Annotated in this window: 12 protein-coding genes, 5 tRNA genes and 1 other RNA gene; 6 read left to right on the forward strand and 12 right to left on the reverse strand. The window is 69.5% G+C overall.

The window, feature by feature from the left end; translation table 11 throughout:
- The first annotated feature begins 47 nt into the window (after positions 1-47).
- On the forward strand, positions 48-1,502 hold the full coding sequence (locus G4D83_RS21995) for a glycosyltransferase family 39 protein (protein WP_205522685.1): 1,455 nt from the start codon (positions 48-50) through the stop codon (positions 1,500-1,502).
- 95 nt (positions 1,503-1,597) lie between these two features.
- Here G4D83_RS21995 and ffs read toward each other — a convergent pair.
- From ffs to G4D83_RS22040, 9 genes are all read right to left on the reverse strand, one after another.
- Positions 1,598-1,690: signal recognition particle sRNA small type (gene ffs / locus G4D83_RS22000), an RNA gene on the reverse strand.
- 33 nt (positions 1,691-1,723) lie between these two features.
- Positions 1,724-1,810 (reverse strand) — tRNA-Ser (locus G4D83_RS22005).
- A 14-nt stretch (positions 1,811-1,824) separates the two neighbouring features.
- Positions 1,825-1,911, reverse strand: a tRNA-Ser gene (locus G4D83_RS22010).
- A 6-nt stretch (positions 1,912-1,917) separates the two neighbouring features.
- Positions 1,918-2,382: a tRNA adenosine(34) deaminase TadA gene (tadA, locus tag G4D83_RS22015; protein WP_163866763.1), complete on the reverse strand. Its 465-nt coding sequence runs from the start codon at positions 2,380-2,382 to the stop codon at positions 1,918-1,920.
- Between the two features lie 24 nt (positions 2,383-2,406).
- Positions 2,407-2,480 (reverse strand) — tRNA-Arg (locus G4D83_RS22020).
- Between the two features lie 28 nt (positions 2,481-2,508).
- A tRNA-Ser gene (locus tag G4D83_RS22025) sits at positions 2,509-2,598 on the reverse strand.
- Between the two features lie 42 nt (positions 2,599-2,640).
- Positions 2,641-2,727 (reverse strand) — tRNA-Ser (locus G4D83_RS22030).
- A 100-nt stretch (positions 2,728-2,827) separates the two neighbouring features.
- Entirely contained in the window at positions 2,828-4,108 is a 1,281-nt protein-coding gene (serS, locus tag G4D83_RS22035; protein WP_163866880.1) for a serine--tRNA ligase, read from the reverse strand.
- Positions 4,109-4,244: 136 nt separating this feature from the next.
- Positions 4,245-8,810, reverse strand: a complete 4,566-nt coding sequence (locus tag G4D83_RS22040; protein ID WP_163866764.1) for a tetratricopeptide repeat protein — start codon at positions 8,808-8,810, stop codon at positions 4,245-4,247.
- Positions 8,811-9,007: 197 nt separating this feature from the next.
- Between G4D83_RS22040 and G4D83_RS22045 the strand changes: the two genes are divergently transcribed.
- The 3 genes from G4D83_RS22045 (at position 9,008) to G4D83_RS22055 (ending at position 12,084) form a co-directional block, all read left to right on the forward strand.
- Positions 9,008-10,324, forward strand: coding sequence for a protoporphyrinogen/coproporphyrinogen oxidase (locus G4D83_RS22045; protein ID WP_163866765.1), 1,317 nt, complete (start codon positions 9,008-9,010; stop codon positions 10,322-10,324).
- A gap of 91 nt (positions 10,325-10,415) precedes the next feature.
- Entirely contained in the window at positions 10,416-11,126 is a 711-nt protein-coding gene (locus G4D83_RS22050) for a glycosyltransferase family 2 protein (protein ID WP_163866766.1), read from the forward strand.
- Between the two features lie 19 nt (positions 11,127-11,145).
- Positions 11,146-12,084 carry a polysaccharide deacetylase family protein gene (locus G4D83_RS22055; RefSeq protein ID WP_163866767.1) on the forward strand — a complete coding sequence of 313 codons (939 nt, stop codon included), beginning with the start codon at positions 11,146-11,148 and terminating at the stop codon, positions 12,082-12,084.
- Positions 12,085-12,087: 3 nt separating this feature from the next.
- Here the strand turns inward: G4D83_RS22055 and G4D83_RS22060 are convergent, their stop codons facing one another.
- Together G4D83_RS22060 and G4D83_RS22065 are read right to left on the reverse strand one after the other, a co-directional pair.
- Positions 12,088-12,795 (reverse strand): esterase/lipase family protein, encoded by a 708-nt coding sequence (locus G4D83_RS22060; RefSeq protein WP_240356494.1) that lies wholly within the window; start codon positions 12,793-12,795, stop codon positions 12,088-12,090.
- Between the two features lie 79 nt (positions 12,796-12,874).
- Entirely contained in the window at positions 12,875-14,188 is a 1,314-nt protein-coding gene (locus G4D83_RS22065) for a DUF2252 family protein (protein WP_163866768.1), read from the reverse strand.
- A gap of 90 nt (positions 14,189-14,278) precedes the next feature.
- Here G4D83_RS22065 and G4D83_RS22070 point away from each other — a divergent pair, with 90 nt between their 5' ends.
- Both G4D83_RS22070 and G4D83_RS22075 read left to right on the forward strand, forming a co-directional pair.
- Positions 14,279-15,133, forward strand: coding sequence for a lysophospholipid acyltransferase family protein (locus G4D83_RS22070; protein ID WP_163866769.1), 855 nt, complete (start codon positions 14,279-14,281; stop codon positions 15,131-15,133).
- 43 nt (positions 15,134-15,176) lie between these two features.
- Positions 15,177-16,100 carry an SDR family oxidoreductase gene (locus tag G4D83_RS22075; protein WP_163866770.1) on the forward strand — a complete coding sequence of 308 codons (924 nt, stop codon included), beginning with the start codon at positions 15,177-15,179 and terminating at the stop codon, positions 16,098-16,100.
- Between the two features lie 473 nt (positions 16,101-16,573).
- Here the strand turns inward: G4D83_RS22075 and G4D83_RS22080 are convergent, their stop codons facing one another.
- Entirely contained in the window at positions 16,574-16,909 is a 336-nt protein-coding gene (locus G4D83_RS22080) for a hypothetical protein (protein WP_240356495.1), read from the reverse strand.
- Positions 16,910-16,956: the final 47 nt, after the last annotated feature.

Here is a 16,956-nt window from a genome sequence, read left to right on the forward strand (position 1 = left end):
ACCTGGCTTGCACCCGGGCGCGGGGCCGGGGAGAGTCCCCGACGCCCGTGTCCGCACCCCTGCCCGACGCACCCACCGCCCCCGTGCCGCTCGAGAACCCGCCGGCCGAGGCACCTCGTCCCGAGCCTCGGAAGCGCGCGCTCCTCACCTGGCTGCCCCTCGTGGGCGTGGCGCTCCTGCCGGCCATCGTCGCGGTGACGCAGTTGGGCCGCATCCATCCCGACGAGGTGTATCAAGCCCTGGAGCCCGCCTACTGGCGCGTCCATGGCTACGGCGTGCTGGCGTGGGAGTGGCGCGATGGCATCCGCAACTGGGCTGTACCTGGGGTGCTGGCGGCCTTCCTCAAGCTGGCGGGGGTGCTCGGCATCACCGACCCGCAGGGCTATCGCGCGGTGGTGGCCCTCCCCCAGCTCGCGCTGCATGCGTGGAGCCTGTGGGCCGCCTACCGCTTCGCCGCCCGTCGAGCCGGCCCCATGGGAGGCTGGCTGGCCGTCCTGCTGCTGGGCCTCTACGGACCGGTGCTCGTCTTCGCCGGGCGCACGCTGGCGGAGTCCATCTCCACGTCCTTCCTCCTCGTGGCCATGGAGGCGTTGGACAGGCGCGAGCGCGAGGGCAGGGCGGGCCTCGTCGGTGGCGCGGCCCTGGGCCTGGCCGTCGTCACCCGCTACCCGTCCGCCATCTGCGTCGTCGCGGCGCTTCTCTGGCTGATGGCCGCCCGACGCTGGAAGCTCCTGGCCTTCACCTGCCTGGGGGGACTCGCCGTGGCCGCGGGGCTGGGCCTGCTGGACCACCTCACCTGGGGCAGCCCCTTCCACTCGTTCTTCAAGTACGTCCGCTTCAACGTCCTGTCCGGAGAGGCGGCGGCCCGCTTCGGCTCGGCGGCTCCTCGCTTCTACGCGATGCCCCTGCTGACGGCCGTGCCGCTCTGGGCCTGGGCCGCCGTGCCGCTGGGCTTCTGGGTGATGAAGCGAAAGGCCGGTGTGTCCCTGCCTCTTACGTGCGCGGTCATCTATCTGGGAGTGCTGCTGGGGACCGCGCACAAGGAGGAGCGCTTCCTCTACCCGGCGCTGGTGCTGGGACTCCTCGCGGCGGCCCCCGTCGTCGCGGGCTTCATCACCTCACGGGCGCAACTCGCGTTGCGCTGGGGACTGGCCACGGGGGCACTGGCCTCGGGGCTCGCCTCCGCCTGGCTCTTCCCTCCGAATGATCTCCGCGCGGACCAGTTTCGAGCCATCGTCGCGGCGACGCGCATGGGCGGCGCGACAGGCCTGGTCATCGTCAACGAGGGGCTGTGGGGGTCCGGTGGCTTCTTCTACCTGGGCCAGCAGATTCCCTGGCTCACCTGCGACTGGCCCCGGGACGGCGCCTTCCAGCAGGGCATGCGCGAGCGGCGCTTCAACCGCGTCGTCACCTTCGAGGACCGGGCCCTGCCCGAAATCCAGGCGGCGGGCTTCCGGATTGCCCAGCGCATCGGCCGCGAGACGCTGCTCGTCCGGGACTGAGCGACGCAGGCCGGCAGGGGAGGGCACGAGCAAGGACCCCTCTGCCCCCAAGCCCGCAAAGGCGAAGAGCCAGCCCCCGAGATGGGGACTGGCTCTTCAGAACGGCCGGGACACACGCGGTAGATCGCTACCGTTGCTTCCTTCCGGACCTGGCGGGGTTCGCGCCCCCACGTTGTCCCGACCACAAAAGATGTAGACATCGACTGCTGAAACAACAACTACGGAGAGGGTGGGATTCGAACCCACGATACCCTTTCAGATATACACGCGTTCCAGGCGTGCGCCTTCAACCGCTCGGCCACCTCTCCAAAAAAGTCTGGAGCGGAGAGCGTAGGATTCGAACCTACGATACCGTTACCGGTATGCCTGATTTCGAGTCAGGTGCCTTCGACCACTCGGCCAGCTCTCCAAGTATTCAATTGTCGCGTCGCTTCGCTCGCAAGCGCTCGAAGAACGACTTTAGAAGAATCCGGCTGTCTTCCGCCAGGATACCACTCGTGACCTGGAGCCGGTGGTTGTGTCGGGGCTCTTCGGCCAGATTGTACAGAGAGCCAACTGCACCTGCCTTCGGGTCCATGGCGCCAAAAACGAGGCGTGTCACCCGGGACTGCACCAATGCACCGGCGCACATCGCACACGGTTCCAACGTCACGTACAGCGTGACGCCCGTCATCCGCCAGACACCCAGATGCCTGCGAGCGGCATCCAACGCGAGGACTTCCGCATGGGCGAGGGGATTGCGGTCCACTTCGCGGCGGTTGAAACCCGTTCCGATGATGTTTCCATCATGGACCGCTACCGCACCGACGGGGACCTCTCCAAGTGTCGCGGCTTCCCGCGCGAGCGCGAGGGCCTGCTGCATGAAAGCTTCGTCACTCATGGAGACGGCGTGAAAAGAAGGGAACGCTCCCTGGAGGATTCGAACCTCCGGCCTTCGGATTCGTAGTCCGACGCTCTATCCAGCTGAGCTAAGGGAGCAAATCTTCACGCACTGCTACAACAAAGGTGGCGGAGAGAGAGGGATTCGAACCCTCGATACCCTTTCGAGTATGCAGGTTTAGCAAACCTGTGCCTTCAGCCTCTCGGCCATCTCTCCAACTCTTCTCTGTCAAAGAACCGCAAAACTCAAGCACAAATTCGGAGGCGGTAGGATTCGAACCTACGGAGAGCTTGCACCCTCTGCGGTTTTCAAGACCGCTGCCTTCAACCGCTCGGCCACGCCTCCATACAACGACTTCAGCCGGCGGTGTCCCTCGGACCGACGTCGACCGTGGGGCCGCCCTTCTACCTCATTCCGCGCCCGTTGCAAGCGGATGATCACAGTTCTAAAGCGGCTTCAGTTCCTTGATGCCGCCCATGTAGGGCCAGAGCACTTCCGGGATGGCGATGGTGCCGTCGTCACGCTGGTAGTTCTCCAGGATGGCGATGGAAGTCCGGCCCACCGCGAGCCCGCTGCCGTTCAGGGTGTGGACGAGCTGCGGCTTGTCCCCCTTCTGGGCCCGGAAGCGAATCTTCGCCCGGCGGGACTGGAAGTCGCCGCAGTCCGAGCAGGACGAAATCTCCCGGTACGCGTTCTGCCCCGGCAGCCAGACCTCGATGTCGTACGTCTTGCGGGCGGAGAACCCCATGTCGCCGGTGCACAGCAGCATCACCCGGTGGTGCAGGCCCAGGCGGCGCAGGATGTCGCACGCGTCGTCCGTCATGGACTCCAGTTCCTCCAGGCTCTTGTCGGGCTGGGCGAACTTCACCATCTCCACCTTGTGGAACTGGTGCTGGCGGATGAGGCCGCGGGTGTCCCTGCCGGCGGCGCCGGCCTCCGCGCGGAAGCACGGGCTGAAGGCGCAGTAGCGGATGGGCATCGACTCGCCCTCGAGGATTTCGTCCGCGTGGTAGTTGGTGACGGGCACTTCCGCGGTGGGGATGAGGAAGCGCTCGGGGTCGCCCAGCGTCTTGAAGGCGTCGTCCTCGAACTTGGGCAACTGGCCCGTCCCCATCATCGTCTCTCGCAGCACCAGGTAGGGCGGAAGCAGCTCCGTGTAGCCCTTCTGGGTGTGCACATCGATCATGAACGTGACGAGCGCACGCTCCAGCCTCGCCAGTGCGCCCTTGTAGAAGGTGAAGCGGCTGCCGGAGACCTTCGCGGCGCGCTCGAAGTCGAGCATGCCCAGCTTCTCCCCCAGCTCGAAGTGCTGCTTCGGCGTGAAGGGCAGGTTCGGCTTCTCACCCCAGCTCTTCACCTGGACGTTCTCGTCCGCGCTGGCGCCCACGGGCACGGACTCGTGCGGCAAGTTGGGGATTAGCAGGAGGATGCGGTCGATCTCCTCCTCCACCTCCTTGAGGCGGTTCTGCTTGTCCTTGATGTCCTGGGAGACGGCGCGAAGGTCGCCGCGCAGCGCGTCCAGCGCCTGGGGGTCCTCCTTCGCCTTCTTCTTCATCTCCTCGTTGGCGGCGTTGCGGCGCGCGGCCAGCGACTCCATGGAGGCGAACAGCTTCCCGCGCTCGGAGAACAGCTCCTGGAAGGGGCCGAGGTCCAGGTTGCCGCCCCGCGTCTTCAGGCGAGCGACGACCGCATCGAAGTTCTGCGCAACGTTCCGGAGGTCCAGCATGGGGGACGCCTTGTAGTCACCCTCGGTGGGCGTCAGCAAGACTCCTCGCGCCCGGGGTGCTCAAGGGCGGACGCCCCGGGCCCAAACCGCCTGACGCCGGCCATCCCTGGAAGGACGGCCGGCTGTCGGCTGGCGGCTAGTTCTGCAGGTCGTAGATCTCTTCCTCGATGTCCTTCTTGTCCGTCGCGTCCGGCTTCTTCACGAGGTAGTCCTTGAAGGCCTGCACGGCTTCCCGGCGCTTGTTCTTCTCCTTATAGGCGAAGCCCAGGTAGTAGTAGGTCATCGGGTTCTCCGGCTCGACGCTGGAGGCCTTGCGGTACCAGTCAATGGCCTTGGCGTGCTGGGCCTGCTCGGTGAAGGCGCGGGCGACCTTGTAGTAGACGTGGGTCAGCTTCGCGTCCGCCTTGAGGGCCGTCTGGTAGCGCTTGATGGCGTCGTTCCAGCGGGCGGCGTTGAAGTACGCGTCGCCGATGGAGCCGAGCACGCGGGTGCGGCGCGGATCCGCCTTGAGGCTGTCCTCGAAGGAGGCGATGGCCTCGTCGAACTCGCCGTTCTCCAGGTGGGCGTGGCCGAGCGCCTCGTGCGCGTCCGCGTTGGCCGGGTCCAGCGTCACGGCGGTGTTCCACTCGCGCATGGCGTCGGGCAGGTTCTTCGCGTCGCGGAGGATGACGCCGTAGGCGTAGTGGTAATCGGGGCGCTTGGGGGCGCGCTCCACGGCCTTGCGCATGGCGTCCATGGCCTGGGTGAACTCCAGCCGCTTCGCCTTCACGAGTCCCAGGTAGTAGAGCGCCTCGTGGTTGGAGGGCTCGTTGCTGAGCGCCAGGCCCAGGTTGCTCTCCGCGCTGGGCAGCTCTCCGCGCTCCAGCAGCACGGCGCCCAGGGTGATGGGAATCGTGGTGGAGCGGGGGTCCTCGGCCTTGGCCTTCTCCAACTCGGCCACGGCCTCGTCCAGCTTGCCCAGGCGCCACAGGACGATGCCGCGCTGCAGCCGGCCGTCCTTCAAGAGGTGCGGGTCCAGCTCCAGGGCGCGGTTGGCCTCCGTCTGGGCCTTCTCCAAGTCTCCATTGAGCAGCGCCACGCGCGACAGGCCCAGGTGGGCGTCGGCGAGGTTGGGGTCCAACTGCACGGCGCGCTCGAACTCCTGCTGTCCCAAGAGCGCGTTGTTCTCCGCCAGGGCCAGCTCGCCCAGACCGGAGCGCACGCCCGCGTGTTCCGGGGCCTTGGTGGCGGCCTGCTCCAACTGGGTGCGGGCCTCCGCGTTGCGGCGCTGACGCAGGTAGAAGCGGCCCAGGTAGAGGTTGGCCTCCACCAGCGCGGCGTCCGCGGCGATGGCGCGCTTGTAGTGGCCCTCCGCCTCGGAGAGCTTGTCCAGCGCGTCCTCGATGCGGCCGTAGAGGTAGGCGATGCGGGCCTCGTTGGGGAACTGCCCGCTGGCCTTCTGCACGGCATCCAGGGCCGCCTGCATCTTCCCGGTCATCACCAGCGAGGTGATGTGGCCGTCGGCGTACTCCAGGTTGTCGCTCTCCTCGGACGCGAGCGCCGTGTACAGCGGCAGGGCGCCCTCGTAGTTGCGCTGGGCGCGCATCACGTGGGCCAGTTGCGCCTTGAGGAAGTCGGACTGGGGGTCCTTCTCCATGGCGGACTTCAGCTCCGCCTCGGCCTCCTTGGGCTTGTGCTGGTGGAAGAGCGCCACGCCCTTGAGGCCCCGGGCCCGCGCCAGCTCCGCCGGGCCGAGCGCGGACTGGACGTCCTCCGCCAGGGCCTCGTCGATGGACTGGGTGCCCTTCTCCGCGTCCTTGCGCACCAGGAGCTGCACGGCGGCGAGCTCCACGGCGGAGGCGGCGTGCTTGCGGTCGGCCTCGAGCGCGGCGGCGTACGAAGCCGCGGCATCGTCGGCGCGGCCCGCGGCCTGGTGCAGGTTGCCGAGCGCGTGGTGGGCCTTGGCGGACTTGGGGTCCGCGGCGAGCACCTTCTTCAGCGTCTCGATGGCGCTGTTCTGGTCGCGCTTCATCGCCTGGGCCTCGGCCACGAGGAAGGCCAGCTCCAGGTCCGCCTGGTTCGCCTCGCGGCTGTAGGCGTCCAGGAGCGGCGTCAGCGCGGCGTCCGCCTGCCGGGAGGTGAGCGCGAGCGACGCGGCGACCTTGATGACGTCGACGTCCTTCTCGCCCAGGAGCGCGATGTCCTCCATCGCGTCACGGCAGCGGCTCATGTCCGCCATGTCGGCCGCGGCGTACTTGCGCTGCAGGTAGTAGACGGACTGGCACCACAGCGAGCGCACCGCCGGGTACTCCTTCTCCTGGAGCGCCTGCGCGGAGAGGGTGTGCGCCTGCTTGTAGCTGGCGAAGGTGTCCTGGAGGAGCGCCTGCCGCGCCTGGTTCACGAGCTCCGCCTGGGGCGAGCCGTCCGAGACGCGCGCGGGGAACAGGGCGCGACGCCCGAAGGCGCCGTAGCGCGTGCCGAACTCCGTGCCCACGCCGATGCCCAGGAGCAGCACCGCCACGCCGGCGGCGATGAACATGGGGATGCGCTTCTTGATCTTCGCGTCGGCGCCGCTGCGGTCCACGACGGAGACCGCGGCCATGCGGCCTTCGTAGAGCTGCTCCAGGCGACGCATGTTCGCCTGCGTCCCGCCCGGGTCGGCGCGAGGCGCCTCCGTGTCCGACGCGGTGGCGACGGGGGCGGCGGCCACCACCTTGGACGGGCCCTCCATCAGCCGCTGGATGGCGGTGGCGAAGGTGGGGATGGTGCCGATGGCCGACCACTGCTCCGAGTCGAGCGACACGTCCTCGTTGCCGAGCAGCTGCCCGTCCTCGAGCATCTTGACGACGACGCCCTCGTCGAAGGGACCGAACACCTTGCCCGAGCGGCGACGGACGTGGAAGCGGCGCACCTTCGCGCCGGCCTGTCCTGTCTCGCGGCCGGCGGCGTCGTCGATGAAGGACAGCATCTCCAGGCCGTCCGCCGGGCCCGCGTTGGGCGGAGGCGGCAGCGGGTCGGAGAGGTCCGCTTCCAGGTCGTCACCGGGCCGCGCGGTGGGGTCGAACTCCAGCGAGTCCGGGACTCCCGCGGACGGAGCGGGCGACGGGGGCATCCCGAAGTCCACGTCGCCGAAGTCCACCGAGGGGTTGAAGGACGCGGGCGGGGGCGGCGCGGCGGGAGGGGGCGGCTCGGCGAAGTCGAGGCTGAAGTCCGGCACCGGCGCGGAGCCGAAGTCCGCGTTGAACGCGGGCGTGGGCGGCGCGGCGAAGTCGAACGACAGGTCCTGGGACTGCGCGGCGGGCGACGGCAGGTCCGAGAAGTCCATCGCCTGCGCGGCGGGCGACGGCAGGTCCGAGAAGTCCATCCCTCCGCCCGTGGGCGGCGGCGGCAGCGCGAACGGGTCCTCGCCCGCGGGCACGGGCAGCTCGGCGAAGTCGAACGACGGCCCCCCCGAAGGCGGAGGCGGCAGGGCGAAGGGGTCCTCCTCCATCGGCGCCTGCGCGTACGCGGGCGGCGGGGGCAGGGCGAAGGGGTCCGCATCCACCGGAGGCAGGGCGAAGGGGTCCTCTTCCATCGGCGCCTGCGCGTACGCGGGCGGCGGAGGCAGGGCGAAGGGGTTCTCCTCCACTGGCGGATAGGCGGCCTGGACGGGGCTCGGCGTGGGCGGCAGCGCGAAGGCGGTGGCCTCGCCGCTCGGCGTCTCGACGTCGAAGGCGAACGGATCCGCCTCCGCTTGGGGCTGCGCGGGCACGGGCAGCGAGTCGTCGGAGAAGTCGAAGTCGCGCGCGGTGCCCGTCACGTCGGGCATATCGACGGGGCCCTGCGCCAGGTCCACCGGCGGCGCCAGCGAGTCGTCGTCGGAGAAGTCGAAGTCGCGGTTGGACTTGGGCTCGGGAGGCGCGGCGGCGGGCCGGGCGGCCTCGCGGAACGCGGCGTTCGGCAGCGGAATGGCCACGACGCGCGTCACGTCCTGGCGGACGGGAGGCTCCACGTCGTCGAAGCCCTCGCTGAAGGGGTCCGCCGCGCCGGGGAGCGGAATGGCGCCGGACGACGACGCGACGCCCGGAAGCGGAATGGCCCCGGAGTCGAAAGGCATCGCCGCGCCAGGCAGGGGAATGGCATCGCCGCCAGCGCTCGGGTCGAAGCTGAAGTCGTCTTGTGGCGCCGCACCCGGGAGCGGAATCGCGCCCGCGTCGTAGCCGAAGCCGTCGGACTGGGGCGCCGCGCCCGGGAGCGGAATCGCGCCGGAGTCATAGCCGAAGCCGTCGTCGACCTGGGGCGCCGCGCCCGGGAGCGGAATCGCGCCCGCGTCGTAGCCGAAGCCATCGTCGACTTGTGGCGCCGCGCCCGGGAGCGGAATCGCGCCCGCGTCGTAGCCGAAGTCGTTGGAGCGTGGCGCCGCGCCGGGGAGCGGGATGGCGTCGTGCCCCAGGGAGATGGCGCCCGAGGGAGCCGCGCCGGGGAGGGGAATCGCGATGGCGCCCGACGGGGCCGCGCCCGGAAGGGGAATCGCGGCGGCGCTCGGCGCGGACGAGACGGAGCCCGGCAGCGGAATGGCGGCGGCCGACGGAGCAGGCGCGGCAGGGGCCGCTGCGCTCACTCCCTCCGGACGGATGGGGAAGGTGGTCTGGCACCGGGCGCACTTGAGCTTCGCGCCACCCGGGGGGATCCGCTTGTCATCGATGTTGTAATTCGTCTGGCAAGACGGGCAGGAGACTTTCATGGGGTTCCTTCGACGGGACCGGCGCGCGCAGGCTACCAGAGGCGTTTCCAGCCCGGAAAGAACGCGCCAGCCCGCAGTAGAAGCGGTCCCCCCCTTTACTCCCGAGCGGCCGGCCGAGGGGGCTTGAGAATTCGCGCCCCTGGCACGGCGGGTTCGGCTCCCCCCTCACTGGGCGGAGGTGGTAGGACCGACCCGGTATGGAACCCATCGTCATCCTGGGAGCGGGGCTCGCGGGTCTGTCCACCGCCCATTTCCTCCAGAAGCCCTGGCGCCTCATCGAAAAGTCGGACCGGGTCGGCGGCCTCATCAAGACCGAGGTCATCGATGGGTGTTATTTCGACCCCACCGGCCACTGGCTCCACCTGCGGGACGCCGAAATCCAGGAGCTGGTGAACACGCGCTGGCTGCCGGGGCAGATGGTCCGCATCCAGCGCAAGGCGGGCATCTTCACGCGCGGCGTCTTCACGCGCTTTCCGTACCAGGTGAACACCCACGGGCTGCCGCCGGACGTCGTCGCGGAGAACCTGGTCGGCTACGTGGAGGCCATCTACGGCGAGAAGGGCCGCGCGCTGCGGGAGCGGGAGCCTCGCGACTTCGAGGAGTTCATCCTCCGCTACATGGGCGAGGGCTTCGCGAAGAACTTCATGGTGCCCTACAACCAGAAGCTCTGGACGGTGCACCCGCGCGAGCTGTCCGCCGCCTGGGTGGGGCGCTTCGTGCCTCGGCCCTCCCTCAAGGAAGTGGTGGACGGAGCGCTCGGCGCCGGCAGCGATGCCGTGGGCTACAACGCGTCCTTCGTCTACCCGCGCGAGGGCGGCATCGAGAGTCTGGCGCGCGCCATGCTGCGAGACTTGAAGGGCGGCGAGCTGAGCGTCCGCACCGAGCCCACCTCCATCGACTGGAAGGCGCGCAAGGTGGAGCTGTCCGACGGCAGGACGCTGTCCTATTCGGGGCTGGTGTCCACCGTGTCGCTGCCGGGGCTGGTGAAGCTGCTGGCCCAGGGCGCCTCGGGTGTTCCCGACGAAGTCGTCGCCGCCGCGAAGCGTCTGCGCGCCACCACCGTCACCTACGTCGCCGTGGCCGCCAAGGGCGCCAACCGTCAGCCCTGGCATTGGATCTACCTGCCGGAGCCGGAGTTCCACACGTACCGCATCGGCTCGCCCTCGGCGGTGTACGACGCGCTGGCGCCCAAGGACACCGCGACGTTCTACGTGGAGTACAGCCACCACGGCGAGCTGTCCCCGGCCGCCGCGGAGAAGTACGCCGTGGAGGACCTGCTGCGCTCGCAGATGATCCACTCCGCGGACGACGTCCTCTTCGCCCAGGCCCGGGAGATTCCCCACGCCTACGTCCTCTATGACGACGCCTACGGGCCCGCGAAGGCGGAAATCCTCCGTTTCCTGGAGCACGCGGGCATCCTCACGGCGGGCCGGTATGGCCAGTGGGAGTACTCGTCCATGGAGGACGCCCTCCTCGGCGGGCGGGCGTGTGCCCGGACGCTGAACGACGGCTGACGAAGTCGAGCCGCGCCGCGTCGCATCTTGTCGACGGGTGGCGCGGGGCGTGCTAGGCGGACCGGACCGTCGCTTGCCCGGACCTGATTCCATGGCACCGCACCTGTCCGTCGTCATCCCAGTCTATAACGAGGAGTCCATCATCACCTCGGCGGCGGACGAGCTCCGCCAGGGGTTGGATGCGCGCGGCCTCGACTACGAAATCATCTTCGCGGAGAACGGCTCCCGGGACGCCACGCCGCGGATTCTCGACGAGCTGTGCGCGAAGCACCCGCGCCTGCGCTGGTTCCATTCGGAGCGCCCCAACTACGGCGTCGCCCTCAAGGCCGGCATCCTCATGGCCCGGGGCACCTACGTCGTCTGCGACGAAATCGACCTCTGCGACCTCACCTTCTACGACGCCGCGCTGCCGCGTCTGGAGCGGGGCGATGCGGACATGGTCATCGGCTCCAAGGCGGCCAAGGGCGCCAGTGACCAGCGCCCCCTCATCCGCCGCGCGGCCACCCGCGTGCACAACAAGCTCCTGAAGGTGACGCTGGGCTTCAAGGGCACGGACACGCACGGACTCAAGGCGTTCCGCCGCGAGGCGCTCCTGCCCGTCATCCACAAGTGCGTGGTGGACATGGACGTGTTCGCCAGCGAGTTCGTCATCCGCGCCTGGCGCGAGGGGCTCAACGTGATGGAAATCCCCATCCAGCTCCACGAGAAGCGCCAGCCGTCCATCCACCTCTTCAAGCGCGTGCCCAACGTGCTCAAGAACGTGGGCAAGCTGTTCTACGTCATCCGCGTTCGCGGCACCTGAGCGGGGGAGGGCGCGCACCGTGAGGCTGGCGTCCATCTCCGTCGACCTCGACTCGCTGCCGCACTACTGCCGCATCCATGGCCTGCCGGAGTCGCTGCTGGATGCGCGCGCCCGCTCCCTCGTGCATGCGGTGGCGGTGCCTCGCTTCCGCGAGCTGCTCGACACGCTCGGCGCGCCGGGCACCTTCTTCGCCATCGGCGAGGACCTGGAGGCGGACCCGGTTGCCTCCGCGGGCATGTGCGCGGCCCATGAAGCGGGCATCGAGGTGGCGAGCCACAGCCACGCCCATGACTACGCCCTCACGCGCCGGGGCCCCGCCGCCATCCTGGAGGACCTGCGTCGCGCGGACGCGGCCATCCTCGCGGCCACGGGGGCCCGTCCGGAGGGCTTCCGCGCGCCGGGCTACACGCTGAACGCGGACCTGTACGCGGCCACGGTGGAGTTGGGCTACCGGTATGGCTCGTCCGCCTTTCCCGCCGCGCCGTACTACGCGGCCAAGGCGGCGGTGATGGGCGCGCTGTCGCTCCTGGGGCGTCCGTCCCGCTCGGTGCTCGACACGCCGGCCGTGCTGTTCGCGCCTCGCAAGCCATACCGCCCGGACCCGGCGCGGCCCTACCGACGGGGAGCGGGCCCGGTGCTGGAGCTGCCCATGGCGGTGACACCCGCCCTGCGCTTTCCGTTCATCGGGACGTTCGCCACCACGCTGCCGCTGCGCACCCTGCGCGGGGCGTGGCGCTCCTGCCGTCGCGATGCGTTCTTCAACTTCGAGTTGCACGGCGTGGACGTGCTGGACGCGACGGATGGGATTCCCGACGTGCTCGTCCGCCAGCAGCGGGACTTGCGCGTCGGCGCGACTCAGAAGCTTGAGCGGCTGCGCGAAATCTTCGGCTGGCTGAAGTCCGAGTGCGACGTCGTCACGCTGCGCGACGCGGCCGGGCGGCTGTCCGCCACGTTGTGAGCGCTACCGGGCCACCGACGGCGAGCCGAGCACTTCCACCACCGAGTCCAGCACGCGCGAGTCCGTGAGCATCCACGGGTGGAGCAGCACGGGAAACCTGCGCTCGCTGGCGCCCGGGAGTCGTGAGCTGGAGGCGGGGAGGATGGTCAAATCCCACGGCGTCCAGAAGCTGTGCACCTCCGTGCTGCCCCAGGGCCGAGGGTCTTTCTGGAGCGCTCGCAACAGCCTGCTGCCTGGCCTCATCTGCGACACGCCCTTGCCTCGTCCCAGGAACGCCAGCCCCGTGCCCGCGTGGGGGCCGGAGATGGAGATGAAGCGCCGCACCACCAGCCGCCCGCCGAGCAACTGCACCCAGTAGCGCGTGACGAGCGCCCCCATGCTGAAGCCCACCACGTCCACGCGGCGGGCGCCGGTGCGTGCGCGCAGGGCCTCGGCCTCGCGGGCCACCTGCCGGGCCAGGGTGGGAATCCCCTCACTGCCGTTGTTGGGGACCAGGGAGATGGCGTGGACGTGGGGCCAACCCGCCTGCTCCAACCGGGCGCGCAGCAGGTCGAAGGCGCTGGCGTCGTCGCCGATGCCATGGACGAGCAGCACCGGCGCGCGCTGCTCCACCGGCGCCAGGCGGGGCGCGGACACGGCGACCGAGGCGGCCGTCACCGCGCACCCCGAGAAGAGCCAGGCCAGGCCCAGCACGACGAGCAGCTCACGCATGCGGGGCGAGACATGGCGACGTCACCCCCGCCCGGCACGGGGCCACGGGGGCATTCGTCCACTCGTGGAGGCCCGACGCTCAGGTCCCGTCACGCAGTGCACTCCAGTCCGCCCGCACCTGGTCGGCATAGGCCCGAGCGAAGGCCGACAGCCGGCTTGTGGCCACCGCCGCGTCCGAGCCCACCCAGGCCTCCAGCTTTCGCGCCTGCTCGGGCGTGGAGCCATGGGCCCGTGCCAGGACCTGGCCGGCCTGCGTGAAGACGGAGACCAGGTCCTTCTTGCCCGTCAGCGCCGCGTCGCCCAGCTTCGCCTTCTCCGGCTCCAACTCGCGCACCAGGAAGGCCCGTCCTCCCATGCGCGTGGCCCCGGTGAGCGGGTTGGCGTGGCCGGAGAGCCGGCGCTGCGCCTCCACCACCGCGCCGCCATCCGCCGGAGCCGCGGGCGACTCCAGGCTGGGGGCGAGCAGCTCCTTCATCTCCAGCAGCACCGGCGGCGCCTTCGGGTCCGCCGCGCGCGCCAGCACCCAGTAGCGCTCCAGTCCGTAGCTGCTCCCGCCCGCGTCCAGCCGCTGGGCCACGTCCAGCACCCGCGGTGGCAGGGCGATGTCCTGCCGTCCCTTCAGCGTGGCCAGGGCGTCCGTCAGCGCGGCCCGGACCTCCCGCTGCTTCTCCGGAGAGACGGACTTCAACGTGTCGGAGGTGCGGAAGCTCGCGGCGTCCGGGCCCTGCAGCCGGGCGTGTTTCTTCACCAGGTCTTCCCGCGACGTGTCGTTCGCGTCACGAATGAGGTCGTCCACCTTGCCGGAGGCCTCCTGCTTCGTGAGGAACGCCCCGGGGTTCTGTTCGCCTCCGGCGAGCGACTCGAGTGTCGAGAAGTAGGCGTCCGCGAAGGCCTTGAGGACGACGTCCTGTTCCTTGGAGGACAGCCCGGATTCGCGCGCGGTGAGCACGGCGCTGGTCGCCATGCGCGTCAGGTCCACCTCCGGCGAGCCGCGTCCTGCCTGGTCGAAGTCGTTGAGTCCCCACACCGGCTTTCCCTCGGGCCCCCGGAAGGTGCCGAGGTTTCCGACGTGCGCGTCACCCACCACTGGGATTCGGGGCGCGGGCCGGTCCACGAGCCGGGCCTCGGCGGCGAAGGGGCCTCTCAGGTCCGCGTGGAAGAGGGCGGGCATCATCCGGAAGAAGGACGATGGGCTCGCGCGCATCAGCGCCAGCTTCTCCTGGAGGCGCGCGGGAGGCAGGTCCAGCCGCGCATGGAAGTCCTGGCTGAAGGCCACCGCCTGCTCGGGCGCGCGCCGGAGGGTGGACGCGGAGACGCGGGCGCTGCTGGCGGGCGTCGGGACGGCGGGAGCGGCCTTCGAGGGCGGCGGCGCGGGACGGGAAGAGATTCGCATGGGCGTGGGCTCCTGGACGTTATCCCGGATGGACACCGCCAGGTTTCTCCACTCCCGGTACGGGGGCCGGTGGTGTAAAGAACCAGGGATATGCTGGAGCGACTCGGCGACCGAGTGAAGAAGGGCCTGCGCGAATGGACCGATCGCCTGGCCAATGACGAGCAGAAACAGCGGATGCTGGCGCTGCCTCGGCCGGAGAACGAGTACGGGGTAGACCCGTTCGGCTACAACCTCGACTTCAGCCTGTCGGCCGTGGCGCCCTTCCTGTGGCTCTACCGCAACTACTTCCGCGTGGAGACCTTCGGCATCGAGAAGGTCCCCGCCGGCCGCGTGCTGCTGGTGTCCAACCACTCCGGCCAGCTCCCGCTGGATGGCGCCATGATTGGCGTCTCGCTGATGCTGGAGGCCAGCCCGCCCCGTGCCATGCGCAGCATGGTGGAGAAGTGGGTGCCGTCGCTGCCGTACGTCTCCACCTTCATGGCGCGCATGGGCCAGATTGTCGGCACGCCGGAGAACTGCCGGCGGCTCTTGGAGTCCGACGAGGCCATCCTCGTGTTCCCGGAAGGCTTGCGCGGCATCAACAAGCTGTGGCCCCAGCGCTACCAGCTCCAGGAGTTCGGCCTGGGCTTCATGCGCCTGGCGCTGGAGACGCGCACCCCGATTGTCCCCGTGGCCGTCGTCGGCGCCGAGGAGCAGGCCCCCGCGCTGATGGACCTCAAGCCGGTGGCGAAGCTGCTCGGCTTCCCGTCCTTCCCCGTCACTCCCACGGGCCTGCCCTTCCCGCTGCCCACCAAGTACCGCATCTATTACGGCGACCCGATGCACTTCACCGGACGCCCGGACGATGAGGACAGCGAGCTGGACAAGAAGGTGCGCACCGTGAAGGCCTCGATTCAGTCCATGCTCCACCAGGGCCTCAAGGAGCGTCGCGGGGTGTTCTGGTGAGCGCCCGCGTCCAACAAGCTGACGCTGTCATGAGGCTCGCACCATGAGACCGGCCGTCGTCGTCACGGGCATCAGCGGCAACCTCGGCCGCACCCTCGCCAAGCTCCTCCACAAGCACGAGCGCATCATCGGCATCGACCGGCGTCCCTTCGTGGGCCGGCCGAAAGACGTGGAGATGTACGAGCTGGACCTGCGCAAGAAGAAGGCGGAGGACGTCTTCCGCAAGAACGAGGTCCGCGCCGTCATCCACATGGGCATCATGCATGACCCGCGCATGAGCGAGGAGGAGCACCACTCCTTCAACGTCGTGGGCACCACGCGCCTGTTGGAGTACTGCGCGAAGTACGGCGTGAAGAAGGTCGTCGTGTTGTCCTCGGCCAACGTCTACGGGCCCAGCCCGGACAACTCCAACTTCCTCACCGAGGACGCGCCGCTGATGGCGGCCAGCCGCTTCTCCGGTGTGCGCGACTTGATTGAAGTGGACATGCTCGCGCATGGCTTCTTCTGGAAGCACCCGCAGATAGAGACGGTGATTCTGCGGCCCGTGCACATCGTCGGGCCCACCATCAAGAACGCGCCCTCCAACTACCTGCGCCTGCGCCACCCGTGGATGATGGCGGGCTTCGACCCGATGATTCAGCTCATCCACGTGGAGGACGTCGCGCGCGCCATGGTGGCGGCCCTCCGCCCCGAGCCCAAGGGCGTCTACAACGTCGTCGGCCCCGGCGAGGTGCCCCTGTCCGCGGTGATGCGCGAGTTGGGCAACTCCCCCGTTCCCGTCCCGCACCTCGTGGCCCGGCCCTTGTTGGGCATGCTCTTCAAGTACCGCATCGCCAACTTCCCGCCCCCGGAGCTGGACCACATCCAGTTCCTGTGCGCCGTGGACGGCAGCCGCTGGGTGCAGGACGTGGCCTGGAAGCCCCACCACTCCATGCGCGAAACCATCCGCGCCGTGCAGGGCGAGTAGGGAAGGAAAGTCCGAGGGTTCCCTGACACGGTTGTCGTGCCTGGCACGACGCCGGAGGCTGGATCCTCTGACAGGAGTGTCAGCACCCCGACGGCCTGCCCCCCTCGTGGGGCGGTGGCCGCGAGTGCAAGCCCTTGAATCTCCATGACGGGCCCCGCGCGCCAGCCCCGGCGCGCGGAGTGGCATCGCCATTGCTCTAGGTTCCGGCGTCACCGCGCGGCGACGCGGGCCTGAACAACACCGTCGCCCCGCTCACATTTCAGGGCGCTCCATTGGGGAGCTCCCGACGCCCATCGACTCGGCCGGCCCCGAGCCGATGGGCGGACTCTTGTAGGGCACTCCATTGGGGAGTTCCCGACGCCCATCGACTCGGCCGGCCCCGAGTCGATGGGCGGATTCTTGTAGGGCGCTCCATTGGGGAGCTCCCGGCGCCCACCGCCTCGGCCGGCCCCGAGTCGGTGGGCGGTTTCTTTTCAGGGCAGCGGGTCCTTCAGTTCGTCCACGAAGGGCCCCGCGTCCTGCCGCTCCAGCAGCCAGACGCCGTCCCGGAAGACGAACTCCGAGAGGACGACGGCGGTGTGCTCCGAGGCGGACGGCAGGCGCATCCACTGGATGCGGCTCTGCACCGTGGCGTGTGCGCCGTCCTCGGACAGCCGCACCTCCTCGATTTCGTAGTCGGTGACGGACAAGTCCCGCTCGTCGTGGAGCTCGACGCGGGCGCGTGAGAAGGCCGCGCGGCGCTCCGGGACGAGCAGCCGGGAGGCGCTCCGGAAGTCCTTCCACCGGATGAGCTGGTGGAACTTGTCCACGGTGGGCTTGAGTTCTTCCAGGTCGGATTTCTTGGATACGGTTGCGC

This window comes from Myxococcus eversor (assembly GCF_010894455.1).
Lineage (GTDB): Bacteria > Myxococcota > Myxococcia > Myxococcales > Myxococcaceae > Myxococcus > Myxococcus eversor.